Annotated in this window: 18 protein-coding genes; 16 read left to right on the top strand and 2 right to left on the bottom strand. The window is 37.2% G+C overall.

Annotated elements, in window-relative coordinates:
* Positions 1 to 140 precede the first annotated feature (140 nt).
* The 9 genes from hrpB (at position 141) to EV201_RS04610 (ending at position 13,115) form a co-directional block, all read left to right on the top strand.
* Positions 141 to 2,624 (top strand): ATP-dependent helicase HrpB, encoded by a 2,484-nt coding sequence (gene hrpB, locus EV201_RS04650; RefSeq protein ID WP_130306224.1) that lies wholly within the window; start codon positions 141 to 143, stop codon positions 2,622 to 2,624.
* A gap of 493 nt (positions 2,625 to 3,117) precedes the next feature.
* Complete coding sequence (locus EV201_RS04645; protein ID WP_130306223.1) at positions 3,118 to 4,383, top strand: PAS domain-containing sensor histidine kinase; 1,266 nt, start codon at positions 3,118 to 3,120, stop codon at positions 4,381 to 4,383.
* A 612-nt stretch (positions 4,384 to 4,995) separates the two neighbouring features.
* Positions 4,996 to 5,448, top strand: coding sequence for an IS200/IS605 family transposase (tnpA, locus tag EV201_RS04640; protein ID WP_130306222.1), 453 nt, complete (start codon positions 4,996 to 4,998; stop codon positions 5,446 to 5,448).
* Between the two features lie 113 nt (positions 5,449 to 5,561).
* Positions 5,562 to 7,805, top strand: coding sequence for a U32 family peptidase (locus EV201_RS04635; protein WP_130306221.1), 2,244 nt, complete (start codon positions 5,562 to 5,564; stop codon positions 7,803 to 7,805).
* 134 nt (positions 7,806 to 7,939) lie between these two features.
* A complete protein-coding gene (locus EV201_RS04630; protein WP_130306220.1) occupies positions 7,940 to 9,295 on the top strand; it encodes a MutS-related protein in 1,356 nt (451 codons plus the stop codon).
* A 60-nt stretch (positions 9,296 to 9,355) separates the two neighbouring features.
* Positions 9,356 to 9,907 (top strand): cyclase family protein, encoded by a 552-nt coding sequence (locus EV201_RS04625; RefSeq protein WP_130306219.1) that lies wholly within the window; start codon positions 9,356 to 9,358, stop codon positions 9,905 to 9,907.
* Between the two features lie 313 nt (positions 9,908 to 10,220).
* Positions 10,221 to 10,814: an HD domain-containing protein gene (locus tag EV201_RS04620; protein ID WP_207224382.1), complete on the top strand. Its 594-nt coding sequence runs from the start codon at positions 10,221 to 10,223 to the stop codon at positions 10,812 to 10,814.
* Positions 10,815 to 11,131: 317 nt separating this feature from the next.
* Complete coding sequence (locus tag EV201_RS04615; protein WP_130306218.1) at positions 11,132 to 11,644, top strand: YcxB family protein; 513 nt, start codon at positions 11,132 to 11,134, stop codon at positions 11,642 to 11,644.
* A gap of 259 nt (positions 11,645 to 11,903) precedes the next feature.
* Positions 11,904 to 13,115 (top strand): BaiN/RdsA family NAD(P)/FAD-dependent oxidoreductase, encoded by a 1,212-nt coding sequence (locus EV201_RS04610; protein ID WP_130306217.1) that lies wholly within the window; start codon positions 11,904 to 11,906, stop codon positions 13,113 to 13,115.
* A gap of 432 nt (positions 13,116 to 13,547) precedes the next feature.
* On the opposite strand, the gene EV201_RS04605 is transcribed toward EV201_RS04610, so the two are convergent.
* Positions 13,548 to 14,246, bottom strand: a complete 699-nt coding sequence (locus tag EV201_RS04605) for a Crp/Fnr family transcriptional regulator (protein WP_165389581.1) — start codon at positions 14,244 to 14,246, stop codon at positions 13,548 to 13,550.
* Between the two features lie 152 nt (positions 14,247 to 14,398).
* On the opposite strand from EV201_RS04605, the gene EV201_RS04600 reads away from it, so the two are divergent.
* Positions 14,399 to 14,854, top strand: a complete 456-nt coding sequence (locus EV201_RS04600) for an OsmC family protein (RefSeq protein WP_130306215.1) — start codon at positions 14,399 to 14,401, stop codon at positions 14,852 to 14,854.
* Between the two features lie 240 nt (positions 14,855 to 15,094).
* Complete coding sequence (locus tag EV201_RS04595) at positions 15,095 to 16,195, top strand: methyltransferase (protein WP_130306214.1); 1,101 nt, start codon at positions 15,095 to 15,097, stop codon at positions 16,193 to 16,195.
* Between the two features lie 497 nt (positions 16,196 to 16,692).
* Here the strand turns inward: EV201_RS04595 and EV201_RS04590 are convergent, their stop codons facing one another.
* Positions 16,693 to 17,097 carry an endonuclease domain-containing protein gene (locus EV201_RS04590; protein ID WP_130306213.1) on the bottom strand — a complete coding sequence of 135 codons (405 nt, stop codon included), beginning with the start codon at positions 17,095 to 17,097 and terminating at the stop codon, positions 16,693 to 16,695.
* 1,113 nt (positions 17,098 to 18,210) lie between these two features.
* On the opposite strand from EV201_RS04590, the gene EV201_RS04585 reads away from it, so the two are divergent.
* The 5 genes from EV201_RS04585 (at position 18,211) to EV201_RS04565 (ending at position 24,135) form a co-directional block, all read left to right on the top strand.
* The gene (locus tag EV201_RS04585) at positions 18,211 to 19,134 is read left to right on the top strand and encodes a carboxypeptidase-like regulatory domain-containing protein (protein ID WP_130306212.1); all 924 of its coding nucleotides are present in this window, start codon (positions 18,211 to 18,213) and stop codon (positions 19,132 to 19,134) included.
* Positions 19,135 to 19,537: 403 nt separating this feature from the next.
* The gene (locus tag EV201_RS04580; protein ID WP_130306211.1) at positions 19,538 to 20,659 is read left to right on the top strand and encodes an SAVED domain-containing protein; all 1,122 of its coding nucleotides are present in this window, start codon (positions 19,538 to 19,540) and stop codon (positions 20,657 to 20,659) included.
* Positions 20,575 to 21,891: a nucleotidyltransferase domain-containing protein gene (locus EV201_RS04575; protein WP_207224381.1), complete on the top strand. Its 1,317-nt coding sequence runs from the start codon at positions 20,575 to 20,577 to the stop codon at positions 21,889 to 21,891. Before EV201_RS04580 ends, EV201_RS04575 begins: the two co-directional genes overlap by 85 nt.
* Positions 21,888 to 23,684 carry a ThiF family adenylyltransferase gene (locus EV201_RS04570; protein ID WP_130306209.1) on the top strand — a complete coding sequence of 599 codons (1,797 nt, stop codon included), beginning with the start codon at positions 21,888 to 21,890 and terminating at the stop codon, positions 23,682 to 23,684. Before EV201_RS04575 ends, EV201_RS04570 begins: the two co-directional genes overlap by 4 nt.
* Positions 23,671 to 24,135: a Mov34/MPN/PAD-1 family protein gene (locus EV201_RS04565; protein WP_130306208.1), complete on the top strand. Its 465-nt coding sequence runs from the start codon at positions 23,671 to 23,673 to the stop codon at positions 24,133 to 24,135. Before EV201_RS04570 ends, EV201_RS04565 begins: the two co-directional genes overlap by 14 nt.
* Positions 24,136 to 24,267: the final 132 nt, after the last annotated feature.

The following is a 24,267-nucleotide window of genomic DNA, read 5'->3' as shown; positions in this document are numbered from 1 at the left end:
TAAGTTTTTTTTATAAGGATTGTTGCTTTACTGAGAATTTTACAAAAGAGTGAGCCCCCTCAGGATCACATTTTATGCCTGACGCATTTTTACTAAATTTGCACCTCAAAAGCATTTCGATTTAATAAAAGCCTTTCAACTTGACTTTCGATCCTTTCAGTATAGATTTACCCGTAAAAGAAATTATCTCAGAAACCAGAGAACATCTGGCGAAGAAGAATACACTCATTATTTCAGCCCCTCCGGGAGCAGGGAAGAGTACCTTGTTGCCTTTGGCTTTAATGGAAGAAAGCTGGCTAAAAGGGCAGAAGATTCTAATGTTGGAGCCCCGTCGTTTGGCTGCTAAGAGTATTGCTATGCGTATGGCTTCTCTTTTGGGAGAGGAAGTAGGGCAACGTATTGGTTACCGTATTCGTTTTGAAAAGCGGGTTTCAAAGTCGACGCGAATTGAGGTGTTGACCGAAGGAATTCTCTCTCGAATGTTACAGTCTGATAATGCTCTTGAAGGGGTTGGATTGGTTATTTTTGATGAGATACACGAACGAAGTCTGCATGCCGATCTGGCCTTGGCTTTGTGTCGGGAAAGTCAGGATGTTTTGCGTGATGATTTGCGCATTATGCTTATGTCTGCTACGATTAATAGCACTGAATTAAGTGATCGTCTGAATGCTGAGGTGATTGAAAGTAAGGGACGACAGTACCCTGTCGATTTGATTTATACTGATGCCAGTGATGTGAGACTTCTTCCAGAGATAACAGCGAATACGGTGGTAAGGGCAGTCAAGGAACAATCCGGCGATACGCTTGTCTTTTTACCTGGCGAGGGGGAGATCCGAAAATGTGAAGCCTTGCTGAAGGCACAACTTTCCGGTTTCATGATCCATCCCTTATTTGGTATGTTGGCCGGTAATCAGCAGCAGGCTGCTATTATGCCCGACAAGCAGGGGAGACGAAAAATTGTATTGGCAACAGCTATTGCTGAAACCAGTTTGACCATAGAGGGGATTAAAACGGTTGTTGATTGTGGCTTTAGTCGGGTGTCCCGATTCGACCCCAAGACAGGATTGTCCCGTTTGGAAACCATAGAAATCTCAAAAGACTCAGCTGATCAGCGGGCAGGACGTGCCGGGAGATTGGGGCCTGGCGTTTGTTACCGCATGTGGCCATTAGCAACGCAGAATCGATTAAAAAAACATCGAATCCCGGAAATTTTGGAAGCCGACCTCAGCACCTTGGTTTTGGAGATGGCGGCTTGGGGCGTGGATGATATTCAGGGGCTCACATGGTTAAGTGCACCACCTCTTGCAGCTGTGGCACAGGCTAGTGAAAGTTTGCATGAGCTGGAGGCTTTGGAGAACGATCGCATTACCAGGCACGGTCGTCAGATTCAGAAATTGCCATGTCATCCGCGAATTGCGCACATGCTGCTCAAGGCTAAAGAGGAAGATTTGTTGCCACTGGCTACCGATTTGGCTGCTCTTTTGGAAGAACGAGACCCTTTGCCTCGTGAAACGGGTATTGATATCAATTTGAGAATAGAGGCTCTGCGTCGTCATCGCAAGGGAGATAGAACATTAAAATCGCTGAATAAGATTGAGAAAATCGCAGCTTCCTACCGACAGCTTTTTGATATAAAAGCAGAGAATGGTCCAGTAGATCCCTATGAAACAGGTGTGATTTTGGTGCAGGCTTATCCGGAACGGATTGCTCATGCCAGTCCGGGAACCAATGCCCGTTTTATGATGGCAAATGGTAAGCAGGCCATGGCCAGTCACAAGGATGATTTGGCTTACGAGCCCTGGTTGGCTATCGCTCATGTGGATGATCGTGAGCGTGGCGGTAAGATCTTTATGGCTTCGGCTCTTAACCCGCAGGATTTGGCACCCTTGGTTAAGGATCGGGAGAATATGGTTTGGGATACACGTAAAGGAGGACTGATTGCAAGCAAGGAGCTGAGAATTGGGCGTATTGTTTTGCAATCGAAGCCACTTCGGAATCCGGATGGGGAGCGGCTTGTGGCGGTTATATCAAAAGCGATTGAAAAAGAGGGAAGCACATTATTGAACTTCAGTCCTGAGTTTACGCAATGGCAGAATCGGGTATTGAGTCTACGAAAATGGCAGCCTGAAGCCAATTGGCCCGATGTGAGTACAGCCAGTTTGTTGAAGAGCAATATGGATTGGTTAAGCCCTTATTTATCTAATATTCGAAAGCCCGAAGATTTGGCAAAGATCGATTTGGAGGAAGTCTTGCAAAACCATCTGCCTTGGGAAAAACAAACAGAATTGAATGCACTTGCACCTAAGCATTTGATTGTTCCCAGTGGTTCGAAAATTCGTCTGCAATACCAAGCCAATGGGGAGGCGCCTATTTTGGCCGTGCGTATTCAGGAGGTGTTTGGTTTGGCAGAAAATCCCAGGGTGAATCAGGGACAAGTGTCGGTATTGATGCATTTGTTATCGCCGGCATCACGACCTATTCAGATTACTTCAGACCTACCCAACTTTTGGGAGAATACCTATTTCGAAGTGCGTAAGGAATTGCGTATTCGCTATGCCAAGCATTACTGGCCTGAAAATCCTTATGAGGCTGAGGCAATAAGAGGGGTAAAAAGGAAGTCTTAGTTTTTTAATTAGAATTTGCGATTTTATTTTAATTTATTCTATATAAGGGGTCTGCTTATATGTAGTTAATCCCAGCTTTTATTTAAATTAATCTGAATAATAGGATTGGTATTATTTCGGGAAATTTGTTGATTTTGAATTTTAAATTTAAGTTGATAACCTTTTTTTGATTAGTAGGAAAAGGAGCTGTAACTGTTTCATAAACTATAGTTTTATTCAGGGTTATTCCTGTGTGAAAGTCATTTTGGAATATTTTATTGATAAAATATTGTTTTAAATTTCGCTTTCTAATTAAAAAATATTCTTGTGAATAATAATATTTAAAGTGAGGTGTTTTTAGTTTTTAGAGTTTCTTTAAACGAAGCCTATCGAGCTAATAGTCTTTGGTTGGGCTTTTTTTATATCGTATATTTAATAATCTGGAAACAAAAATTACTATTGATACTTGTAAAAGAGCGTTAATCTCAAACGACCTATTTTATCAGCACTATATATGAAACCCCAATCAAAATCCAATAAGAGTGTAGTTGATATATTGGCCAAAACCAATATTGATTCGTCTGTGATTCATTTGATTGAAGAGAAACATCGTAAAATTAAGGAAGATCTCGAACAGGAGCGTCAGTTGTATTTCGACTTGGCTAATTCTCAACCCACGGGTGTTTACCGTTTACGTATCCCCAAAGCTAATAGTGTTGATGAATCTAAGTTTTTTAGTATAAGTGATGCCCCTTATATTATCGAGTTTGCCAATACGCGATTCTGTGATATTTTGAATGTTAATCTGAAAGAATTTCTGAAAAGCCCCGGTATAATAAACGATTTCATATTTGATTCTGACAGGGAAGACTTTATTCAGAAGAATATTGAAGCAAACCGTAGCCTCAACCCATTTATCTGGGAGGGTCGTTTGTTTGTGCGTAACAAGATTATTTGGGTTCACTTTGAGTCTGTTCCCAGACTATTGCCCAATGGCGATGTGGTTTGGACAGGGGTTCTTTTCGATATTACAAAGCGTAAAAAGAAGCAGCAAGAGATTCAGGAGAAAAATAAGCAATTGTATATTTTAAATGCACAGAAGGATAAATTCTTTTCAATAATAGCTCATGATTTAAAAAGCCCCTTTAATGCAATAGTGGGTTTTAGTAAGATCTTAATTGAAGAAATAAAGTCTAAGAATATTGAGGGCATAGAAAAATACGCTGAGATTGTTTTGGATTCCTCCAATTTAGCATTCGATTTATTAACCAATTTAATGGATTGGGCTCGATCTCAAACCGGGCGAATGGTTTATGAACCAACAGCCGTTGATTTTCACGAATTGGCTAAGGAAACAGTTTCGGTTTTTACCTGTATCGCCAAAGGTAAGAATATCAAAATAAATATGGATTTTGATTCGAAACTGCCGGTTTGTGCTGATTATGCCATGATTTCGACTGTTTTAAGAAATCTGATCTCAAACGCTATTAAATTTACCCGTAATGGAGGCTCTGTGAGCATAAAAGCCGAACAACTCGCACATCATCTTAAAGTTGTTGTTAGCGATACAGGGGTGGGTATCTCTGAAGCCGTCATATCCAAACTCTTTAGAATAGATGAAAAATATTCGACTTCAGGGACAGAAGATGAGCTGGGAACAGGTTTGGGTTTAATCCTATGCAAAGACTTTGTTGAGAAGCATGGTGGGCAGATCTGGGTCGAAAGTTTAAAAGATGTTGGGTCCAGTTTTATTTTTACGATAAATAATTCAAGACCTTAATTATTTAAGCCTAACTGACTTTATCATGATTTCATTTTTATTATGAGCCGCAGCCTTGTCTGTGGCTTTTTATATTAGTCTATTTTGATAGATTTGGTAACCTGGCTTTTAAGAAGAATTTAATATGGATTCTGATGAGAGATATGTTTGGGATTCATGAGATATCTCCACTTCGTTTTTCTTATATATTCTATTGCCCTATCAGGGCTATTCTTTAGTTAAGATATCCGAACCAATGGGCTTCACCCATTTTTGATAGCTTAAGCCCCTTTGGGGCACAATGTTGTAATATAGGAATTTGAGTTGTTTCATTAGGGGGTATGATTGATATGGATTGTAAGATCTAGCCAAATTGTATGATTTTAAGCTTAGAGTTAATTTGTATAAAGCCCCAAAAGAGGTTTCTTAATAGATGAAGAAGAGAGTTTGAGTTATTTAATGTGGGAGTATGATTGATATGGATTGTAAGATCTAGCCAAATTGTATGATTTTAAGCTTAGAGTTAATTTGTATAAAGCCCCAAAGGGGTGTCTTTTTTATAGCGATGGGAGAATCCCATCGATAGTTGTGATTTGATAAAATCAGCCCCGAAGGGGTGCAATCATAAATTCTATGGGACAGTCATTGGTAAAGAATTATATGCATATTGTATTTAGTACAAAGCAGCGAGAAGAATTAATTCATCCTCCTTACAAAGAAAAGATTCATGCTTATTTGGGAGGTATATGTAAGCAACAAAATTGTCAACCCTTGATTATTGGAGGCTATAAGGATCACATTCACATCTTATGTCGACTTTCTCAGAACATTAAATTGGCGAAATTAATTGAACAGGTTAAGTCACATTCTTCCAGGTGGATCAAGACTCTGGATCCTAGTCTTTCAAACTTTTATTGGCAAGATGGCTATGGAGCCTTTTCGGTTAATCCCCATGAGATTGATGTGGTCGTTCAATATATTAAAAATCAAGACCAACATCATCGAACAAAAGATTTTAAAAATGAATATAAAGCATTTTTAGATAAACATAAGATGGACCATGATGAGCGATATGTTTGGGATTAGTTCACTTTAATGTGATAAATCAAGTATCTCTAAACAAATTAAAAGCCTTACTTTTGTTCTCTGAACAATATTGAATAGTGACAGAGAGTATTAAATAGCTTATCATTGGAATAGTGGAGAGAAAATTAGAATTACTTGCGCCGGGAGGAGATGTTGATGCCATAAAAGCAGCCATACTTGCCGGGGCTAATGCGATATATTGTGGTTTAGATAAGTTCAATGCCCGAAACCGTGCTGCCAATATAAGTTTCGATGATTTGCAAGGGATTTTGCGGCTGGCTCATCAGCACGATTGCGAGATATTTATCACCCTGAATATTCTGATTGTTGAGAATGAGATTCCTGCTTTGATTGATTTGTTGAACAAGTTGGTAAACACCCGTATCGATGGGGTGATTGTTCAGGATTTGGGCATGCTTTATCTGTTGAATAAGCATTATAAGCGTCTCGATGTGCATGCATCCACACAGATGACCACCCACAATAAGGGACAGATTAAATTCCTATCTGAGCAATCTGTTTCTCGTGTAAACCTTTCAAGAGAACTAAATCTTAACGAGATAAATGAACTATCAACTTATGCTCAGGATAATCAGGTTTTGACTGAGGTTTTTGTTCATGGCTCCAACTGCATTTCTTTTTCAGGAATCTGTTATATCAGCTCCGTTCAAGGGGGGAATTCGGGTAACCGGGGCCGATGCAGTCAACCCTGTAGAGATCGTTACCTGAGAACAGCTGCTGGGAAGGATTATCCGCTTAACCTGAAAGACAACTCAGCCTATTTCGATTTGAAAGCACTTTATGAGGCCGGCGTTTATTCCCTGAAAATTGAGGGACGAATTAAGAAAGCCGACTACGTTTATACGGTTGTGGATAGCTGGAATAAAAATATTCAGGCCCTGTATAAGCAAGAAAATGAAAGTGCGGATAACAGTGCTTTGTATAAGGTCTTCAATCGCGATTTTTCAAATACCTATCTCAAGGGAGATATCAATAGGGACATGTTTATCGATAATCCTAGAGATCATTCCATTGAGCATTTGTCGATGACGAATACCTTTGCCAGTCCTGAAAAGCTGGAAGAGGCACACCTGGCTTTGTATGAGGAAAAGGAGGCGATGAAGCTATCCGTGGAGAATAAAATCAAGACCTTAAGTGCAGAGAAGGCAGCACTTGCAATTTATTTTTCCGGCAAATGTCATGAATCTCTGAAAGTTGAAATTCAAACACCTGACAGCTCTTTTGAACTGATATCGGACATGTCGCTTGTGAGAAAAGAAGGGCAGAGTTTGAATGAGGCGATGGTTCTGAAACGCTTTAAAGCACTGAATGAGACGGAATATTTTATTGAAAGGCTTGATTTTAGTGGCTTGGGTGAAGGTTTGTTTATACCTTTTAAGGAACTGACCTCTTTGAAAAACCGTGCTTTGTTTTTATTGAATGGATCGAAAGAGATTATCGAACCTGTTCAACTTCCTCAGTTAAAAACGCTCAGTCCAAGCGAAGAGAAAGCCAAACTGTCTATCCTAATTTCCTCAGCAGACGATCTGCATTTGCTTGAAGTCAGTTCTGCAAATTACTATTTTCAATTGCCCAATTGTTTTAAAAATCGATTGGACGATTATCTCGGGCTTTTTAGAAAGCACACAAGCCTAATTCCCTGGTTTCCTTCGGTGATTATTGGTGATGATTACGATATGGCCTTGCAGTTTCTCGATCAGCTAAAACCCGGAATGCTTGTGACCAACAATACGGGCATTGCTTATGAAGCCTTTAAAAGAGGGATTGCATGGGTGGCCGGGCCTCAAATGAATCTTACAAATTCCTATAGCCTTTTGAGTTTGAAAGAGAACATGAATTGTTCCGGTGCTTTTATATCGAATGAACTCAATCGGAATCAAATCAAACAAATCAAGTGTCCTAAGAATTTTGACTTGCAGTATAGCATTTATCATCCCATTGTTTTGATGACATGCAGACAATGTCTGTTCCATCAGGTTACGGGTTGCGAAAAGAATCGAGTGGATGACACTTGCATTCAGAATTGTGAAAAGACCTCTACGATTACCAATATGAAAAAGGATTCTTTTTTTATTGAGAAGAGTAAGGGGAATTATCACAAGATCTATAATGCTTCAAAATTTTTGAATACGAAAATTGTGAAGGATATACCAAATCAGTTTTCAAGTTATCTGGTTGATTTAAGAGATATCGAAACAGGAACACAGCTAAATGTTGACAAATCGAAATTGATTCAACTTTTTGAAAGGACGATCAATGGAGATGCCGGCTCTGAGCAAGCACTTCATCAGTCGATTGATTCTACAACTTGTATTCAGTATAAAAAGGGGATTTAGATTTAGTAAAAATTCATGATCTATAACAAATTTTAAGTTCAAAAGATTAATCGTTTTATCTACTTTAGACGGGTAATGATGTGTGAAACATATAGCACAAAGGAATTCCTAACTCTCTAAAAGAAGACAATCAAATGATTTTTGGAACAGATAAACAGACTAAGCAAGATTTAAATTTATTCTCAAAGTCAAAGGGAGACCTCTCTGTTTTTGATTTTTACAATCGGACAAAAACCAAAGGAGGCTTGTTGAAATTGGAGAATTTAATGGAAAGCCCATCCTGCGATTTGAATGAAATCAATCAGCGAATAGAAACGATTCGATTTATTTGTGATCATCAAGTTAAATATAATTTTGATAAGGATGCCCTGGATTTTATAGAGCATTACCTGAATCAAAATACCGATATTCTTAGGAGCAATTTAATTGATTCCTCCCTTACTTGGGTTAAGAATCAAATAAAACCCTCCAACGAGTACTATATCATTACAAGGGGAGTTGAATATGTGAAGACCTATATTCAGGGACTTTCCGTCTTGGTCAATGGGTTTAATCAGGCAGATGTACCTGTGTTTTTTACAAAGCTGGTTCAGGCTGTTGGTGAATTTGAAGCCTTGCCTCGTATTAAGAAGATTCTCAATTCGAAACATGATCAATTCTCAACTCTCGAATTAAGTCACCTCGATAATTTGATAAGAAGCAATGAAAAGGGACGGGTGCTCGAGCTCTTGAGACTCACTTATCAGCTTGATGCCTATATGTCTGTTGCCGAAACGGCTGGGGAAAAGTCTTTGGCATTCCCGGAATATATAGAATCTGAAGCACCTTGTTTAAAAATTGAGAGTTTCTACCACCCTTTTTTGGAAGCTCCTGTTGCCAATGATATCGAAACGGGTAGTCATCAAAACCTGTGTTTTGTTTCGGGAGCCAATATGGCAGGAAAGTCTACTTTTTTGAAGTCGATCGGCTTGTGTCTGTATCTCGCTCATGTTGGTTTCCCTGTGCCAGCCAAATCCATGACTTGTTCTGTCTTTAAAGGTCTGTATTCTACCATCAATATATCGGATGATATAGAAAAAGGGCATAGCCACTATTACAGCGAGGTGAAACGGGTGAAGGATATAGCTTTGAAGATAAGGGAGTATAAGAAGGTCTTTGTTATTTTTGATGAACTGTTTAGGGGAACCAATGTGAAGGATGCCTATGATGCCACCTTGCTGGTGACCAGCGGGTTTGTGAAGATTAAGACTTCCCTGTTTTTTATATCGACGCATATTGTTGAGGTTGGTCATGAACTGGAAAAATTGGATGGAACCTGTTTCAAGTGTTTTAGCTCTCGCCTTGAAGAGGGGAAACCCAAATATGATTATAAACTTGAAGAGGGTATTTCTGCGGAACGGCTCGGTTTAACCATTGTTGAAAACGAGAAGATTATGGAAATTATTGAAGAGCTTGTGGCGGAGTCAGCTGCTAAGGTAAAAGTTTATTAGCATGAGGATTTCCCCCTATTTATGTCGTAATACGCAATTTTTAATAAAAAGAAAGAAGTGATGTATAAATTAAGTTTGGAACTATCAAAAGAGCACCCAGCATATTTATGGGCAAAGAAACAATCAGACTCAGTAAACGCCTTAGGACATATTGGAACACATATTGATTGCTATACAGCTTCACCTTCAGAAGCAATTTATGAATTAGAAGCAGAATTAATAAACTGCCTCAATAATATGCCTAAAATATCTGATATAGAAAAAAGAAATATCCAAGGTAAAGCATTAATTCTTTACACTGATGTTTTGAATAAACATGGATATGGAACAGAGAAATATGGTAAAGCAAATACTTTTTTATCAGAACCAGTTCTTGATTATATTTTGTCTCTGGAACCAAAGTTTATTTTAATCGACTCTTGTGGTATTGGAAATCATGGAGACGAACACATTAAATTTGATAAGAAATGTGAAAGACAAAATTGTTTCGTAATTGAAAATATCTTTATGAATCAAACTATTGCCAAATCAATCGCCAGTATTAAAATCAAAATTGAAACGAACAATTCTTCCACCGGGAAACCATGTGAAGTGTATGCTGTGACAAAATAAAAAAAGCTAATTTTCATGGGCGGTGATGCTCAGCTTGAAAGCTTAGTTCAATTAACCCCGAAGCATTGGGGCCAGCAAGCTACCAAAATGACTCACTTATTCTATTTTTTATGGAGTTCGGGATTTAAAAAGAGGTTTGCTTAAAAATATAAACAAATTTATTGCGGCTTGCTTATTTAGCGGTTTAATGAGATAACTCTTTTAATTACCCACGAAACTTGCAAGACCGTTGGGGATAGTGAACCGAATTTTCTGTGTAATTTTGTCTGCAAGTTAGCAGCAAATTTGTTCACAAAATATAAGACATCTAATAATGATGAAAATTGATAACCTTCTTAAGCAAGTCGAATTCATTAAAGAAATTGATAAGATCAAATACATCCAACGAAAAACAAAACTATTCAATAGTGACAGACATGAAAATGACGCTGAACATAGCTGGCACCTAGCTATGATGACTATTGTTCTGTCGGAGCATGCAAATGAGCAAATAGATGTATTGAAAGTATTAAAAATGGTTTTGATCCATGATATTGTTGAAATAGATGCTGGAGATACCTTTATTTATGATTCTGTTAAGAATCATTCTAACACAGATGAAGAATTGAAAGCGGCTAAAAGAATTTTTGGGATGCTGCCTACTGAACAAGCACAAGAGTTTATCGCGATTTGGGAGGAATTTGAGGAAGGCAAAACTGTTGAAGCCAAATTTGCCAAGGCAATGGACAGATTCGAGCCACTATTACAAAATACCTCTAACAATGGTGGGACGTGGTCTGAATTTAATGTTAAATATGAAAGTGTTTACAACAAAAAGAAGCTTATAAAAGAAGGCTCTAAGTCAATTTGGGGATTTGCTGAGGAACTTATAAATGAAAGCGTAGAAAATGGAATTCTGAAAAAATAGCTTTATATAAATCAGCTGCTAACAAAAGCTAAATTTCATGGGCGGTGATGCTCAGCTTGAAAGCTTAGTTCAATTAACCCCGAAGCATCGGGGCCAGCAAGCTACCAAAATGACTCACTTATTCTATTTTTTATGGAGTTCGGGATTTAAAAAGAGGTTTGCTTAAAAATATAAACAAATTTATTGCGGCTTGCTTATTTAGCGGTTTGATGAGATAACTCTTTTAATTCCCCACGAAACTTGCAAGACCGTTGGGGATAGTGAACCGAATTTTCTGTGTAATTTTGTCTGCAAGTTAGCACCCATAAATAACAAAAATGAAAACAGAAATTACGAGAGAAGACTTTTTACAATTTAACAAACATGTTCAGTCTACAATAAACCATAGAAAGCCTATTTTATTTGCCTTTTCATTTTTAATACTTTTTGTTATAGTAATGAATATAGGTAAACCATTCGATCTACTTTCTATTGTAACTGAAATATTTTTGATCACTGTTTTATGGGGGCTTATTTTTGTTGTTTTTAAGCAAATTGGTTTATCTAAAATTAAGAAAATGCCTAATGACAAAGGAGGAATACTTGGAGAGAGAACATATTTGATAGAAGACAAGGGGTTTAGAGAAATATCTAATTCAAGTGAAACTTTGACCAATTGGAATGGATTTAAAGAAATTCAAGAGTCAAAAGACCACTATTATTTATTCGTTGACAAAATAGCTGCTTATATAATACCTAAAAGAAGTTTCTCTAATGGAACGGAAGAAGAAGAGTTTATAAATACGATTAATGAAAAAATATTAAAACACAATACGGGTGCTAACAACTAAGCGTTCGTGTGGCGGTGATGAGCAGTTCGAAAGTTTAGTACAATTAACAAAACCAGCAAGCCAATTAAATGGGTTTGCTTAAAAATATAAACAAATTTATGCGGCTTGCTTACTTGACGCATTGATAAGATTATTCTTTTAATCGCGCACGCCACTTAGCAAGACCGTTCCTGTCAATACGAATTAGGGAGCATTTAATGAACCATCCAGCGCCAGTTGTAGAATAAAAGCTTGGTTTCTGAATAAATATAAAAGACACATGCGAATCGGAATAATAGGAGGGGGAGCAGCAGGTTTCTTTTCAGCCATAGCTGCTAAGGAAAACTACCCTGAGGCAAAGGTGGTGATCATCGAAAAATCAAGACAGCTTTTATCCAAGGTTAAAATATCGGGAGGGGGCAGATGCAACCTGACCAATGCCTGCGATCCGCAGGATTTGTATCAGGCTTACCCCAGAGGAGGGCGAAGTTTGAAAAAAGCCTTTCATCTGTTTAATAACGAGGATTGTGTTGAGTGGTTCGAATCCAGAGGTGTGCCCTTGGTCACACAGGATGACAATTGCATCTTTCCTGTTTCCCAGGATTCCCAGAGTATTATCGACTGCTTTCTGAAGGAATGCAAACGCTTGGGCATTGAGATTCAAAAGGGTTTGGCTGTGAAATCAATTAAGCCCCTTGATGAGCAATTCGAATTGGGTTTTGATACGGACAATGTAATGTCGGGGAGCTTTGATAAGCTAATTGTTACCACTGGTGGCTCGCCTAAACGAAAAGGATTGGAGTGGTTGGAAGCCCTGGGGCATAAGATTGAAGATCCGGTTCCTTCCTTATTTACCTTTAATATGCCGGATGAATCGGTGACCAAACTCATGGGGATTGTGGTGGAGAATGCTTTGGTATCTCTTCCGGGTACCAAGTTGAAATCAGAAGGTCCTTTGCTGATCACGCATTGGGGAATGAGCGGACCAGCTATCTTAAAGCTGTCCGCTTTTGGTGCCAGAGTGTTAAGTGAAAAGGACTACGATTTTAATATTCTTGTTAACTGGGTAAACCAGGCTTCGAATGATGCAGTTGTTGCTGACTTGAATAAGATTATCAAAGAAAATACCAATAAGATTCTGGCTAATTACAGACCCTATGCTTTACCTGACAGACTTTGGCAATTTCTATTGGAGAAAGGGGATTTGTCACCTCAAAAACGTTGGGGCGAACTGGGAAAGAAAGGCCTGAATAAATTGCTCAATTTGCTTACAAACGATGAATATGCCGTAAAAGGCAAAACGACTTTCAGAGATGAGTTTGTGACCTGCGGAGGCGTGAGTCTGAAAAGCGTGGATATGGCAAGCATGCAATCCAAAAAGTGCAAGAACCTTTATTTTGCAGGTGAAGTGCTGGATATCGATGCCATTACCGGAGGTTATAACCTGCAGGCTGCCTGGTCAACCGGATTCCTGGCAGGACAGTTAAAGTAAATCAAGTCCATTTTTGCGATCAGGATTTAAGTTAGCAGGCTGACAAGGCCCTCCAAAACATTTTCATAAAAAATGATTGAAATTTTGAGAAGTTTTTTCCTGGCCTCGGCAACGCAAGTGGGGTACCCATAGGTGAAAAAGGCGTTAAAAACAGAATGCTGTTTGAGTGAGGGACGAACGAGTTCAGTCTGTTTAGCCTTTGAAACGTGATGGGTCACTGAGTGCCGGTCCCGAAGCATTGGGATGATTTTTGTTACTTTTCATCAAGGCATTGGTAAATCAGGAATACTTTAATATGATATTATATATATGAGTAAAAGTAGAATCCGTCTTAGACGGATTAAGCGAAAAATCTACAAGATAATTCTAAAGTGTATATAATCACTTAGACTCAACTTTTAGCAGTGATCTTTCACCACTCATAATTTTGAATTAGCCATTCTTAATGATCAGATCAAGACTTTCCTGTTTGATAAGGGTAATGCATTTATCCTTAAGATGAATAATGCCATCGTTGTGAAATTTAGCCAGTGTATTTATGGCACTTTCTTTTGAACAGCCAGCTAAAGAAGCCAGTCCGACACGCGTTACCGGTAAGGTAAAAGTATTGCTTTTATAAATCTCTTTAAATTCGTTTAAGATCATAGCCAGAGAGCCTTCAACATTCTTTCCGGCAATACGACTTGTTCGGTGCATAATCTCATTGGTGAGTGACGACATATGGCGCATCAGTCTTAGAGCAAATTCCCCGTTCTCTTTAATCAGGCTTAAAAAAATATCCATATCAATCATTCGTATGGTGGTATCTTCCAAAGCCACTGCTGAAAAATCGAGATTTCGGCATGCAAAACTGCACATGATGCCTACGAAGGAATCGTTACTTAACAGTTTTAAAGTTGATAGTTTTGAATCATTGGTGACATCAAGTTTAGCCAACCCTTTTTCGATATATAGAATATGCGATGCCACAAAACCCTGTTTGATGATGGTTTCTCCTTTGGCAAACTGCAGTATGCTGGTGGATTTTTCCACCAAACTTTTTTGATTCATTGTTAAGGATTCAAAACAGTCTTTAGCGCTAATGGCCTGATGGTCGGCACAGTATCCGTTAGTCTGATATTCTAAACTCATTATTGGCATTTGTTTGATTTAAAATCACTTTTAAAATGGATGTGAAATTGCATCAAATATAGTGAATCTATGCTTCTTCCTCTGGTTTTATAGTCGATGAAGATCCTGCATTTTTGTGTTATAAAATATTCAAACAACTAAACTCATATACAATGTCAGATTTAAAATTCAGAGTAAAAGCACATAGCGAGAATCCAACTAAGACGGTCGTAAAAGCCAGAGGTTTTGAGATTATTATTGATGAACCTGCCGATTTGGGAGGAACCGATGAGGGTGCCAATCCTGTTGAATACATTTTGGCTGCATTTTGCGGATGTATCAATGTAATGGCTCATGTGATTGCCAAGGAGATGAACATCGAATTGCGATCGGTTAAGATTAAAATGGCTGGTGAACTCAACCCCAATCGCTTGTTCGGAACGTCTTTTGACGACAGAGCGGGTTATAAGGGAATTGAGGTTTCTATTGAACCCGATTGTGATGCCTCGCCTGAGGTCTTGGCTAAATGGCTGGAGGCCATCGAAGACAGATGTCCTGTTTCTGATAATTTGAGAAACATAACGCCAGTAAGCTTAAAGCTTAAAAAGAGAAAGCTCGTTGAGGCGTAATGACTTACAACACGTATGAAGATAAGCTGTCACCCCAGGGTGGCAGCTTTTTTTATTGTTTTGACAATTTTGACCGGGCGGTCATGAGATTTTCACCTGCTTTGGATAAGAGAGAGCCCTTTCCGGGCTGTTCATTTGAAGAAATAGACTAATTTTGTCTTGTAAATTCAATCACAAGAGCACATCTCTTTTTTTAAGGCTTTAAGTCTGATTTCATTTGTTTCCAAAATCACAAGAATAATGTCAAAGCAAGCATCAGCGATCGAAAGGATCGTATCAGGAAAAACCATTCAAATTAACCGTCCCGAACCCTTAGTGGATGTTGATGTATTGGCTTACAAACGTCGAATGGATCCCCTGGATGCTGTTGATGCCCTGATTGATGGTGATTATGTTTTAATCGTCGATTACTTTAGCAGTGGCTTAACGGTTTTGAATGTATTGAAAGACCACCTTAAAAAAGAATATGCCGATCAGTCTTTTCAGGGACAACGCGATTACCGGGATAAGTTTCGCGAGCTCTCTCACCGTTTGTTGTTGTTGGTTAGCAACAACAAGCTAAGCGTTAGAAAATCGCCGGATATAGGTTGGCTTAAAAGCCTGTACCCCGATATGAATGAGTTTTTATTGCCCTTTCCACAAGTGCAGGGCTTGAACAGTTCCTGGCAGTGGCACGAAAAAGGCATTTTTATACCTGTTTTAGGTCGCAAGATTCGCCCCTTTTTCGGGACTTATTTCCCTACACGATTCGAACATCTCATCCTTTTTGATCAATGGTTGAAACAGTATGAGGGCGAAAAGAAATCAGCCATCGATATTGGAATTGGGAGTGGTGTGCTGTCTTTGCAAATGCTGAAACAGGGGTTTCAAAAACTTTATGGAACCGATGCCAATCCTAACGCGATTGTAGGTGTCAACGAAGAATTGAAACGCTCCGGATTGCATGCTAAAGTGGAGTTGATGCATGGGGATTTGTTTGCCGATTGTTCTGAAAAAACAGAGCTGATTGTTTTTAACCCGCCCTGGTTGCCGGCTTCCCACAATTTGGAAGGGATAGATATGGCCATTTATTACGACGAAGATTTATTCCCTCGCTTTTTTGCCGAAGCCATCAAGCACCTGAAACCCGGAGGCAGAGTGGCTCTATTGTTCTCCAATATGATCGAAATCACCCATAAGGATGCGGAGCATCCAATTAAAAAAGAATTGGCCGAAGGTGGCCGTTTTCAGAAAGAACTGCTCTTGCACAAGGCCGTAAAAGCCGCTTCGACTAAAACCCAACGAAATCAGAACTGGCGTGATGAAGAGAAGGTGGAATTGTGGGTGCTGAAAATGATTTAGTTCTACTTTCGTATTTTGATGCAAGTCTAAAAGAAGAGTTTTAGTTCACCCTTTCGCCTGCCGGCACTTTCCCTAAATAGGGAAAGCTATTCATAATCACTTTTGAATCACCTTTCTCCCCTAACAGGGGAGATCCCGAAGGGAGAGGGGTGTAGGCTATATATATAAATGGACTTGCCAGATAAAAGTTCACCCTATTGCCTGCCGGCACTTTCCCTAAAAGGGAAAGCTATTCATAATCACTTTTGAATCACCTTTCTCCCTTAGCAGGGGAGATCCCGAAGGGAGAGGGGTGTAGGCTATATAAGAAATTAAATTTATCAGCCAAAGGCTGTATTTCTTCTTTTGAAAAGTTCACCCTATCGCCTGCCGGCACTTTCCCTAAATAGGGAAAGTGATTCATAAACTTCGTTACGGTTCCTTTTCAGGGAAAGATCGATTAAATGAATTCTCCCTTATTAGGGGAGATCCCGAGGGGAGAGGGGTGCAACTAAAATTTATTGATACGATTTTCTTTTAAAGGCAGGATCATCATCTTCTAGTCTGAAGGATGATATAATCTTATCTAAAACAGCTGTTGGGTTAACCAGTTCTTTATTTTTAATTCGAATCACCCTAATGTCTTGATCTTCTAATATGGCGTCTCGATTAGCATCCTTTCCCTTTCTGAAGTCATGAACCTTTCCATCCAGTTCAATTGCTAGTTTTTCGGCAATACAGTAAAAGTCAGGCACAAAAAAGAAATATTCATCATGGTCGGTATCATAAATAATGGCATGTTGCCTTAAAAATTTCCGTCCCTTAAGCTGTCTATTGCGAATATGCTTCCATAACAGCTTCTCTGATGGTGTTGTGTTACGTTTTAGTTTGTGTTTTATTTCTTTAATCTCGTGATATTTCATTCCAAAGATCTTAGACCATACAAAATACAAATTTTTGTTGAAAAGTTCACCCTATCGTCTGCCGGCACTTTCCCTAAAAGGGAAAGCTATTCATAATCACTTTTGAATCACCTTTCTCCCCTAACAGGGGAGATCCCGAAGGGAGAGGGGTGCAAAGGCTATATAAGAAATTAAATTTATCAGCCAAAGGCTGTATTTCTTCTTTTGAAAAGTTCACCTTATCGCCTGCCGGCACTTTCCCTAAAAGGGAAAGACATTCACAAAAATAGGATGTTTTACAAAAAAAAATATCTATCGATGCTCTTATTCTGAATGGCTTGTATTATCTGATGTTCTGTTTAAATGTGAATGGTTTGTTTTGTGTGATGAGTGGCATTTATTTCATGATCAATGATTTTTTATTTGGAGTATAATGAAATAATTCTTTAAATTAGCTCTACCGTTCAACCACAAGAACAACTAAGATTACAGATCATAAGACTAAAAGAGAATCTGTATGTTGCCCTCTGAATACTTTTATGACTTCTAAGTCGAAGTATTTCCTATTTGCTGAATCTCTCTGCACGATTTTGATCGTTGCCAGCAATTTTCTTTAGAATGACACTCTTATGACTTAAAATGATTTATTCCGGATGCTTTCTATTCATTGTTTGAAGCCAGCTGATTAAGATTTTAAATCAAATGATTAGGCTCTGAGAGGAGCTGACGCAATTTTGAAAGCAAGTAATTTAAATTTTAAAGCAGGTTTTGTGTTTCTGAAAGCAAGTAATTCAAATTTTAAAGCAGGTTTTGTGTTTCTGGAAGCAAGTGAATTCAATTTTAAAGCAGGTTTTGTGTTTCTGAAAGCAAGTGATTCAAATTTTAAAGGAACAAATTTAAATTTTAGAGGGGCTAATTCAATTTTGAATAGAAGTGCAAAAAAGCTTTGAATAAGAAAGCAAAAATAAAATTTAAAGCAAGACAGTTGTTTACACAAGCCTAAGCTGATCTCAGACAGCTTAGCTTAAGATGATTAAATCTGGCTGTGTCAGATGAGTTTATTATTAATCAAGCAGTGTGAACCAAATCGTGATACATCCTTTGATTTATTCGTACTGCACAAATTCATAAATGATGAATACAACAGATAAACTAAAATTAGATTCTTATCAGGAGGTTGAACAGGTTCTTGATAAAAATAGCGGTATTTACGAATCGGATGCACCAACCAAAGGGGAGGTGGCAAAATTTACAGTTTATAAGACAGGTTTATTTGCCCTTGGCGAAAAGATGGATGCACCGGCTGAGTGGCTCGTTGTGAATAAAAAGGAGATTAAAAACAAATTGATTGCCAGTTTGTTTCCTTTCTCCAATAACCTGGTTTGTTTTGCCAATAGTAATGGGAATACCTCAATCCTCGAACAAGTTGATATTTCGAAATCGGTATTGGCTGCTTTGAGCGAGCTAAACTTAATTCAATACACCGAGTCGTGTATCAAGATTGCTCAGGATAACCTGGCTCAACTGACTGACTATGCCATTACTCAGGAAAGTATTATCAGCTTGCAAACCGATTTAGGAGACTTTCTTAAAAACCGAACCGATCGTTTGATTCTGATGGAAGATAAAAAGACCTCTAATAAGGCCTTTAACGATCTGAAGAAAAAAACCAATCAGTTTTTAAAAACAGTGCTCGATCGCAGTATCGAAAGATACCGACAGTCGCATCCCGACTTTGTGAACCATTACTTTGCGGCCCGACAAACAGCCAAGGGAATTCAACACCCTTACGAACTGATGGGATACCTGACCGATGAGGCCAACGGACAAGTGATTGGTGAGGGAAAAGTTACGGCAGAAAAACTCGGACTTCGTGTAGACATTAGTCCGGGAGGAACGTTCAGATTTAAATCATTCCCTACGGGCGATCATAGGCTTAAAATTGAATCGATTGGTTACAAAACCCTTTATGTGCCTATCCGACGTTTCCAATCGAAGCCATGTAAGCTTAATATTAGCCTGCAGGCCTTGCCTCTGTTGGAACCCCATGAGGTGTAAAATAAAATAAGGTGCCTCTTTCTATTGCGACAGTTCAGTGGTTGAACCATTACTAGAAAGAGCCCAACTAAGCTGTGGTTAGAGAGCCACAGCTTTTTTTGTGTCCTGGCTTTATGAAGCAAAGCCTAAATATTCTCCTTTTCCTCAAACTGGAATTTGTCCGTATTTAAACTTGACAGATTTGACAATACGAATCTTAGTTTAGATTTAATACCTTAGTTAAAATTTTAAATATCTTATAAGACAGGCTATTTGAGATGAATCATAATATGGTGTTGTTATTCCTCCAATAGCTCAGGAACAGCTTTTCAGAAGAGATATAAGAAATAACAGCCATATGATTGATATAAACAAGTTAGGGGCAAGGCAAAAAACACACTACAAACTTGAAACATGAAATAAAATGTCAAAGACTTCAATACCTGAAAAAATAAAGACGCAATTATGGACTTTATCGGCTGGTAGATGCGAATATCGAGGATGTAATAAACCTCTATGGAAGGATGAATTGTCTATGGCAAAAATGAACAATGCTTATATTGCTCATATTGTTGCGGACAGTCCTGATGGACCAAGGGGAGATGAAGAACGTTCTCCATTACTTGCAAAATCATTTAGTAATCTAATGCTAATGTGCGATGCACATCATAGACTAATTGATAAAGAAGATGTTGATGGACATCCAGAAAATTTGTTAGTTGAAATGAAAAAAGAACATGAGAAAAGGATTGAATTGCTTACTTCACTTTCATCGTCAAAGAAAACACATGTAATTTTATACGGTGCAAATATTGGTAATCAAGGTTCTCCTCTTAACTATGAATCTGCATTTCAAGCAATAATTCCAGATAAATTCCCAACGGAAAGCTATGGAGTTGAATTAAGTATAACAAATAGCATTATCAAAGATAATGAAGATTTATTTTGGGAGTTAGAATCCAAAAATCTTGAACGACAATTTAGAGAGAAAGTTGAGAATTTAAAAATACATAGCCCAATCAAATCTTTTTCAGCATTTGGACTTGCACCTCAGCCACTACTTATAAAGTTTGGGACATTATTTAATGACTTGTATGATGTGCAGGTATTTCAAAGGCATAGAGAACCTGAAACTTGGGAATGGCAAGATGAAACCGATTTTGATGATTTTAATCTAATTGAGCCAAAAGAATTTGATGGATTACCTGTTTTAAATATATCGTTAAGTGCTACAATTACAAATGATAGAATTGAAAAACTCTTTGATTCAAAAATTTGTATTTGGACAATTACCCATGACAGTCCGGATAATGACTTCTTAAAAGGCAAGATTATCTTATCTAAGTTTAGAAAAATATGTAGGCACTTTTTTGATATAGTTAAAGCTAAACATGGTCAAGATAATAAGTTGCATGTATTCCCAGCAATGCCTGTCTCTGCTGCAATAGAATTCGGTCGAATATGGATGCCAAAAGCGGATATGGATTTAATAATTTACGACCAAAACAAAGAAAGAAATGGTTTTTACAAAACAATAGAAATATAAAACTAAATCCTATGTTAACAAATGAAATTAAAGCCCAGTTTAATGAGATATTAGAAGAAATTGGAAACAATCTTGATATTTCAGAAACCCAATACAAATTCGCGGTTCAAAGTTATCAAGCTGTAGGTAAATGGCTTGCTGACGAAAAATCATTATTATCACCTTACAAACCTGAAATTTTACCGCAGGGTTCTTTCTTGCTTGGTACTATGATAAAACCAGTTAATGATTCAGATGAACTAGATGTAGATTTAGTTTGTAGGTTGGAAGGGAAAAAAGCAGATTGGGCACAATATCATTTAAAGAAAATTGTTGGAGATAGGCTTAAAGAAAACAAAACTTATAAAGAAATGCTTGATGAAGAAGGTCGCAGATGTTGGACTTTGAATTATGCTGATTCTTCCAAATATCACATGGATGTCTTACCATCAATCGTCTCAGAAGGTCATAGAGTCATCCTTGAAAAAGCATTTTCTGCAATAGACTTTAAGGATTTTGAAAAAACTGCAATAAGAATTACTGACAACCAAGAAGATAATTACTTCAATGAAACCAATCCTGATTACTGGAATAAAAGTAATCCATTTGGATATGCAGCATGGTTTCAAGAAAGGTGTAGTATTTCAATTCGAAAATCTGTTTTTCTTAGCGAATCAGTAAATCCATTGCCAACATACCAAAAAGAAAAACTTCCTCTTCAACGAGTAGTACAAATTCTTAAAAGGCATAGGGATATAATGTTTGATGGAGATGAAGATAAACCAATTTCAATAATTATCACTACTTTATCTTCTAAAGCATACAATAAAGAGACTGATATAATCACAGCATTAACCAATGTTGTTGAAAACATGGAATCTTTCATCGAAACAAAGTTTTCTGTAGAGCATAACAAATGGATAAAATGGATAGGTAATCCTGTTAATGAAGAAGAAAACTTTGCCGACAAATGGCCTGAAAATCCTCAAAAAGAAAAGAATTTTTACGAATGGTTAAATAAGGTAAAAACAGAATTGTCTTCATCTTTTGAATTAAAAGAATTAAATAAAATTCAAGAATCATTTTCGCCTATTTTTGGAAAAAGAATAACAGACAAAACATTTAGTAATATCAGTAATAAAGGATTATTAAAATCAACATCTACCCTATTATCGGCAAATGTAGCGCAACACATAGACACCGAATTACCCAAAAAACTTCCTAAAACCAAAAGAGAAGGCTTTCAAAAATGAAATGGTGGGAAGACAAAAAGCATATTTTTGCCAGAGAAAAAATAAGGCTAAACATTCAATGGGAATCAAACGATTTTGAATTCTTTATTCGAAAGGAATTACTCTGGTTATCTGGTACTATATATCTTCCAACTAAAATTGGAGGTTCTATCAAATTTCCATTTGAACTCAAATATCCTCAAAATTATCCTTTTTCTATTCCTTATATTTATCCCAAAGGAAGGGAAAAGGACTGGGTAGGAAATCATCAATTCATTAGTACAGCTTTCTGTCTGGACATTAGAGACAAAACTTGGAATTCTTCACTTTCAGCAGTTGATATTATAAAGAGTTTGGAAAAGTTGTTATTAGCAGCTATAGATATGATTGAGAATAAAACAGGTAAGTTAGATGTTTACGAAGAAGTTGAGCCAACTAAATTAGATATCACAAAAAGAATTATTAGATGCATTGTCCCATTTCCTCTTCCTCTGCCTAAAGATTCTACAATTGGGAAATTTGATTATTTCAGTCCAATGGGAGAAAGTAGGATAATTGTAAGTCCTATATTACCAGTAGAAAAACCAAATGAAGATTATTTAAAAAAAATTATAGAAAGTGAGTACTTAAAAATATGGGGTATAAATCTATTTTTTTCAAAAAACGTTGGAACCTGGATTAAAGCATCTCAAAATCATCTAAACACAATTGTGTTTATAGAAGACTTAAATAAGTTCGTTGAGTTTTTAAATAATCAGCAAATCCTTACGGTTAAAGAGGCACAAGAAAAAATAGAAAAAGATAAAACTGAGCATGTTGTTTTTATTACTGATAATAAAGCCGAATTATACGCTAAAATCAATCACAAAGACAGTAAAGTTGAATATTTTGGATGTTATAATCCTGATTTAACCCAACTCAACTCAAGGACTCCCGATTTTAAAAAAACTACATTAATTAGCAAAAAGAAAGTCGCCATCATTGGTTGCGGTTCTTCAGGGAGTGTTATAGCTGAAGAATTTGTGAAATCTGGTATTTCAGAATTGACACTAATTGATGATGATTATCTAACTGTGGAGAATGTAATTAGACATACATGTGGTCTTGAAGATGTTGGCTTAAAGAAAACGCAAGCCTTAAAAAATAAATTACAAAGAATTAATCCATTTATCAAGGTTGATTGCATTGAAACTAAAATTATAACAATACCAAGTCATGTAAGTGAAATAATAAAAAGCGCTGATATAATCGTAAATGCAACGGCAGAGATAGAAGAAGTAATTAATGAATTTTGTTGGTTATATAAAATACCATCACTGCATTCTAAAGTCTATCCACTAGGATATGGTGGAGAGATTATAAGAATAATTCCAGATATAACACCTTGTTTTGAATGTGTGAACAATAAGTTATCTAGAATATTAGAAACACAAGATGGTTTTAATGACACTCCAGAAACTAAGTTCATTGATTATAACGAAACAGAGGAAGGTGAAATACTTCCTACTCCGGCACTAAGTATTGACGCAAAATATATTTCGCTTTTTACTGTAAAAATGGCTCTAGAAATTCTCCTTTCAGAAAATTTAGAGGTGTTTAAATCTAAACCAAATATAATTTTATGGGGAAATGAAAAAAAATGGATTTTTAAAGAAGAGTTTGAATGTATAAAAGTTGACACAACAGGCTTTAAATCATATTCAAACTGTTTTGTTTGTTTTGGCAACGAGCAAATTGAGAATGAACTTGGTTTGACAGAACAGGAGATTTTAAATTTTGCAAATGATTCAATTTTAAAGAATGATGAAGATTAATTTTAAAGTTACTCCTGATGTGGAAACTAAAATAGAAAGAGCTTTAAGAAAATCTGGTGATTTTGAAACGGGTGGAATTCTAATTGGCAAAAAAGTTGAAGATAATAGTTTTGAGATAATTGATGCCTCTGTTTCAGATGAAGACAACAAATACTCGATAGCCTCTTTTATTAGAGGTGTCAAAAAATCAGACTTACTTTTAAGAAAACACTATAAGAAAAGAACAGGATATTATATTGGAGAATGGCATTCTCACCCCAAATTTAGCTTGTCTCCTAGTCATCAAGATATTGCGACGATGCTAGGCATTCTTGCCGATGATAACTATGGAGTAATGTTTAATATTCTTATGATTACTAAATTGAATAACGATAAACTTGATTATCAGGGATATTTTTTTCATCGAGATTTACCTGAAATAATTGTGCTTGAAAAAAAGCCCAGCCCCTAACATTTTGTATAAGTAATGGCAGGCAATGTGGTAAATATCAAGGTTAGTAACCCCGGCTGCTGCGCGATTAGCTCCACGTTGTTTCCCAGCTGGTGCGCGATTTTATCGCGTTCCCTCTTGAACTGAGTTGCA

It is taken from the genome of Ancylomarina subtilis (assembly GCF_004217115.1).
GTDB lineage: Bacteria > Bacteroidota > Bacteroidia > Bacteroidales > Marinifilaceae > Ancylomarina > Ancylomarina subtilis.
This window is presented reverse-complemented; position numbering and strand designations above follow the sequence as displayed.

Excerpts from the sequence above, each read along its gene's own strand:
- EV201_RS04610 (WP_130306217.1), top strand. The coding sequence starts at position 11,904 with ATGCGAATCGGAATAATAGGAGGGGGAGCAGCAGGTTTCTTTTCAGCC.
- EV201_RS04570 (WP_130306209.1), top strand. The coding sequence starts at position 21,888 with ATGAAATGGTGGGAAGACAAAAAGCATATTTTTGCCAGAGAAAAAATA.
- EV201_RS04565 (WP_130306208.1), top strand. The coding sequence starts at position 23,671 with ATGATGAAGATTAATTTTAAAGTTACTCCTGATGTGGAAACTAAAATA.
- EV201_RS04580 (WP_130306211.1), top strand. The coding sequence starts at position 19,538 with ATGTCAAAGACTTCAATACCTGAAAAAATAAAGACGCAATTATGGACT.
- EV201_RS04600 (WP_130306215.1), top strand. The coding sequence starts at position 14,399 with ATGTCAGATTTAAAATTCAGAGTAAAAGCACATAGCGAGAATCCAACT.
- EV201_RS04605 (WP_165389581.1), bottom strand. The coding sequence starts at position 14,246 with ATGAGTTTAGAATATCAGACTAACGGATACTGTGCCGACCATCAGGCC.
- EV201_RS04575 (WP_207224381.1), top strand. The coding sequence starts at position 20,575 with ATGGATGCCAAAAGCGGATATGGATTTAATAATTTACGACCAAAACAA.
- EV201_RS04630 (WP_130306220.1), top strand. The coding sequence starts at position 7,940 with ATGATTTTTGGAACAGATAAACAGACTAAGCAAGATTTAAATTTATTC.
- EV201_RS04585 (WP_130306212.1), top strand. The coding sequence starts at position 18,211 with ATGAATACAACAGATAAACTAAAATTAGATTCTTATCAGGAGGTTGAA.
- EV201_RS04615 (WP_130306218.1), top strand. The coding sequence starts at position 11,132 with ATGAAAACAGAAATTACGAGAGAAGACTTTTTACAATTTAACAAACAT.
- EV201_RS04625 (WP_130306219.1), top strand. The coding sequence starts at position 9,356 with ATGTATAAATTAAGTTTGGAACTATCAAAAGAGCACCCAGCATATTTA.
- tnpA (WP_130306222.1), top strand. The coding sequence starts at position 4,996 with ATGGGACAGTCATTGGTAAAGAATTATATGCATATTGTATTTAGTACA.
- EV201_RS04620 (WP_207224382.1), top strand. The coding sequence starts at position 10,221 with ATGATGAAAATTGATAACCTTCTTAAGCAAGTCGAATTCATTAAAGAA.
- EV201_RS04595 (WP_130306214.1), top strand. The coding sequence starts at position 15,095 with ATGTCAAAGCAAGCATCAGCGATCGAAAGGATCGTATCAGGAAAAACC.
- EV201_RS04590 (WP_130306213.1), bottom strand. The coding sequence starts at position 17,097 with ATGAAATATCACGAGATTAAAGAAATAAAACACAAACTAAAACGTAAC.
- EV201_RS04645 (WP_130306223.1), top strand. The coding sequence starts at position 3,118 with ATGAAACCCCAATCAAAATCCAATAAGAGTGTAGTTGATATATTGGCC.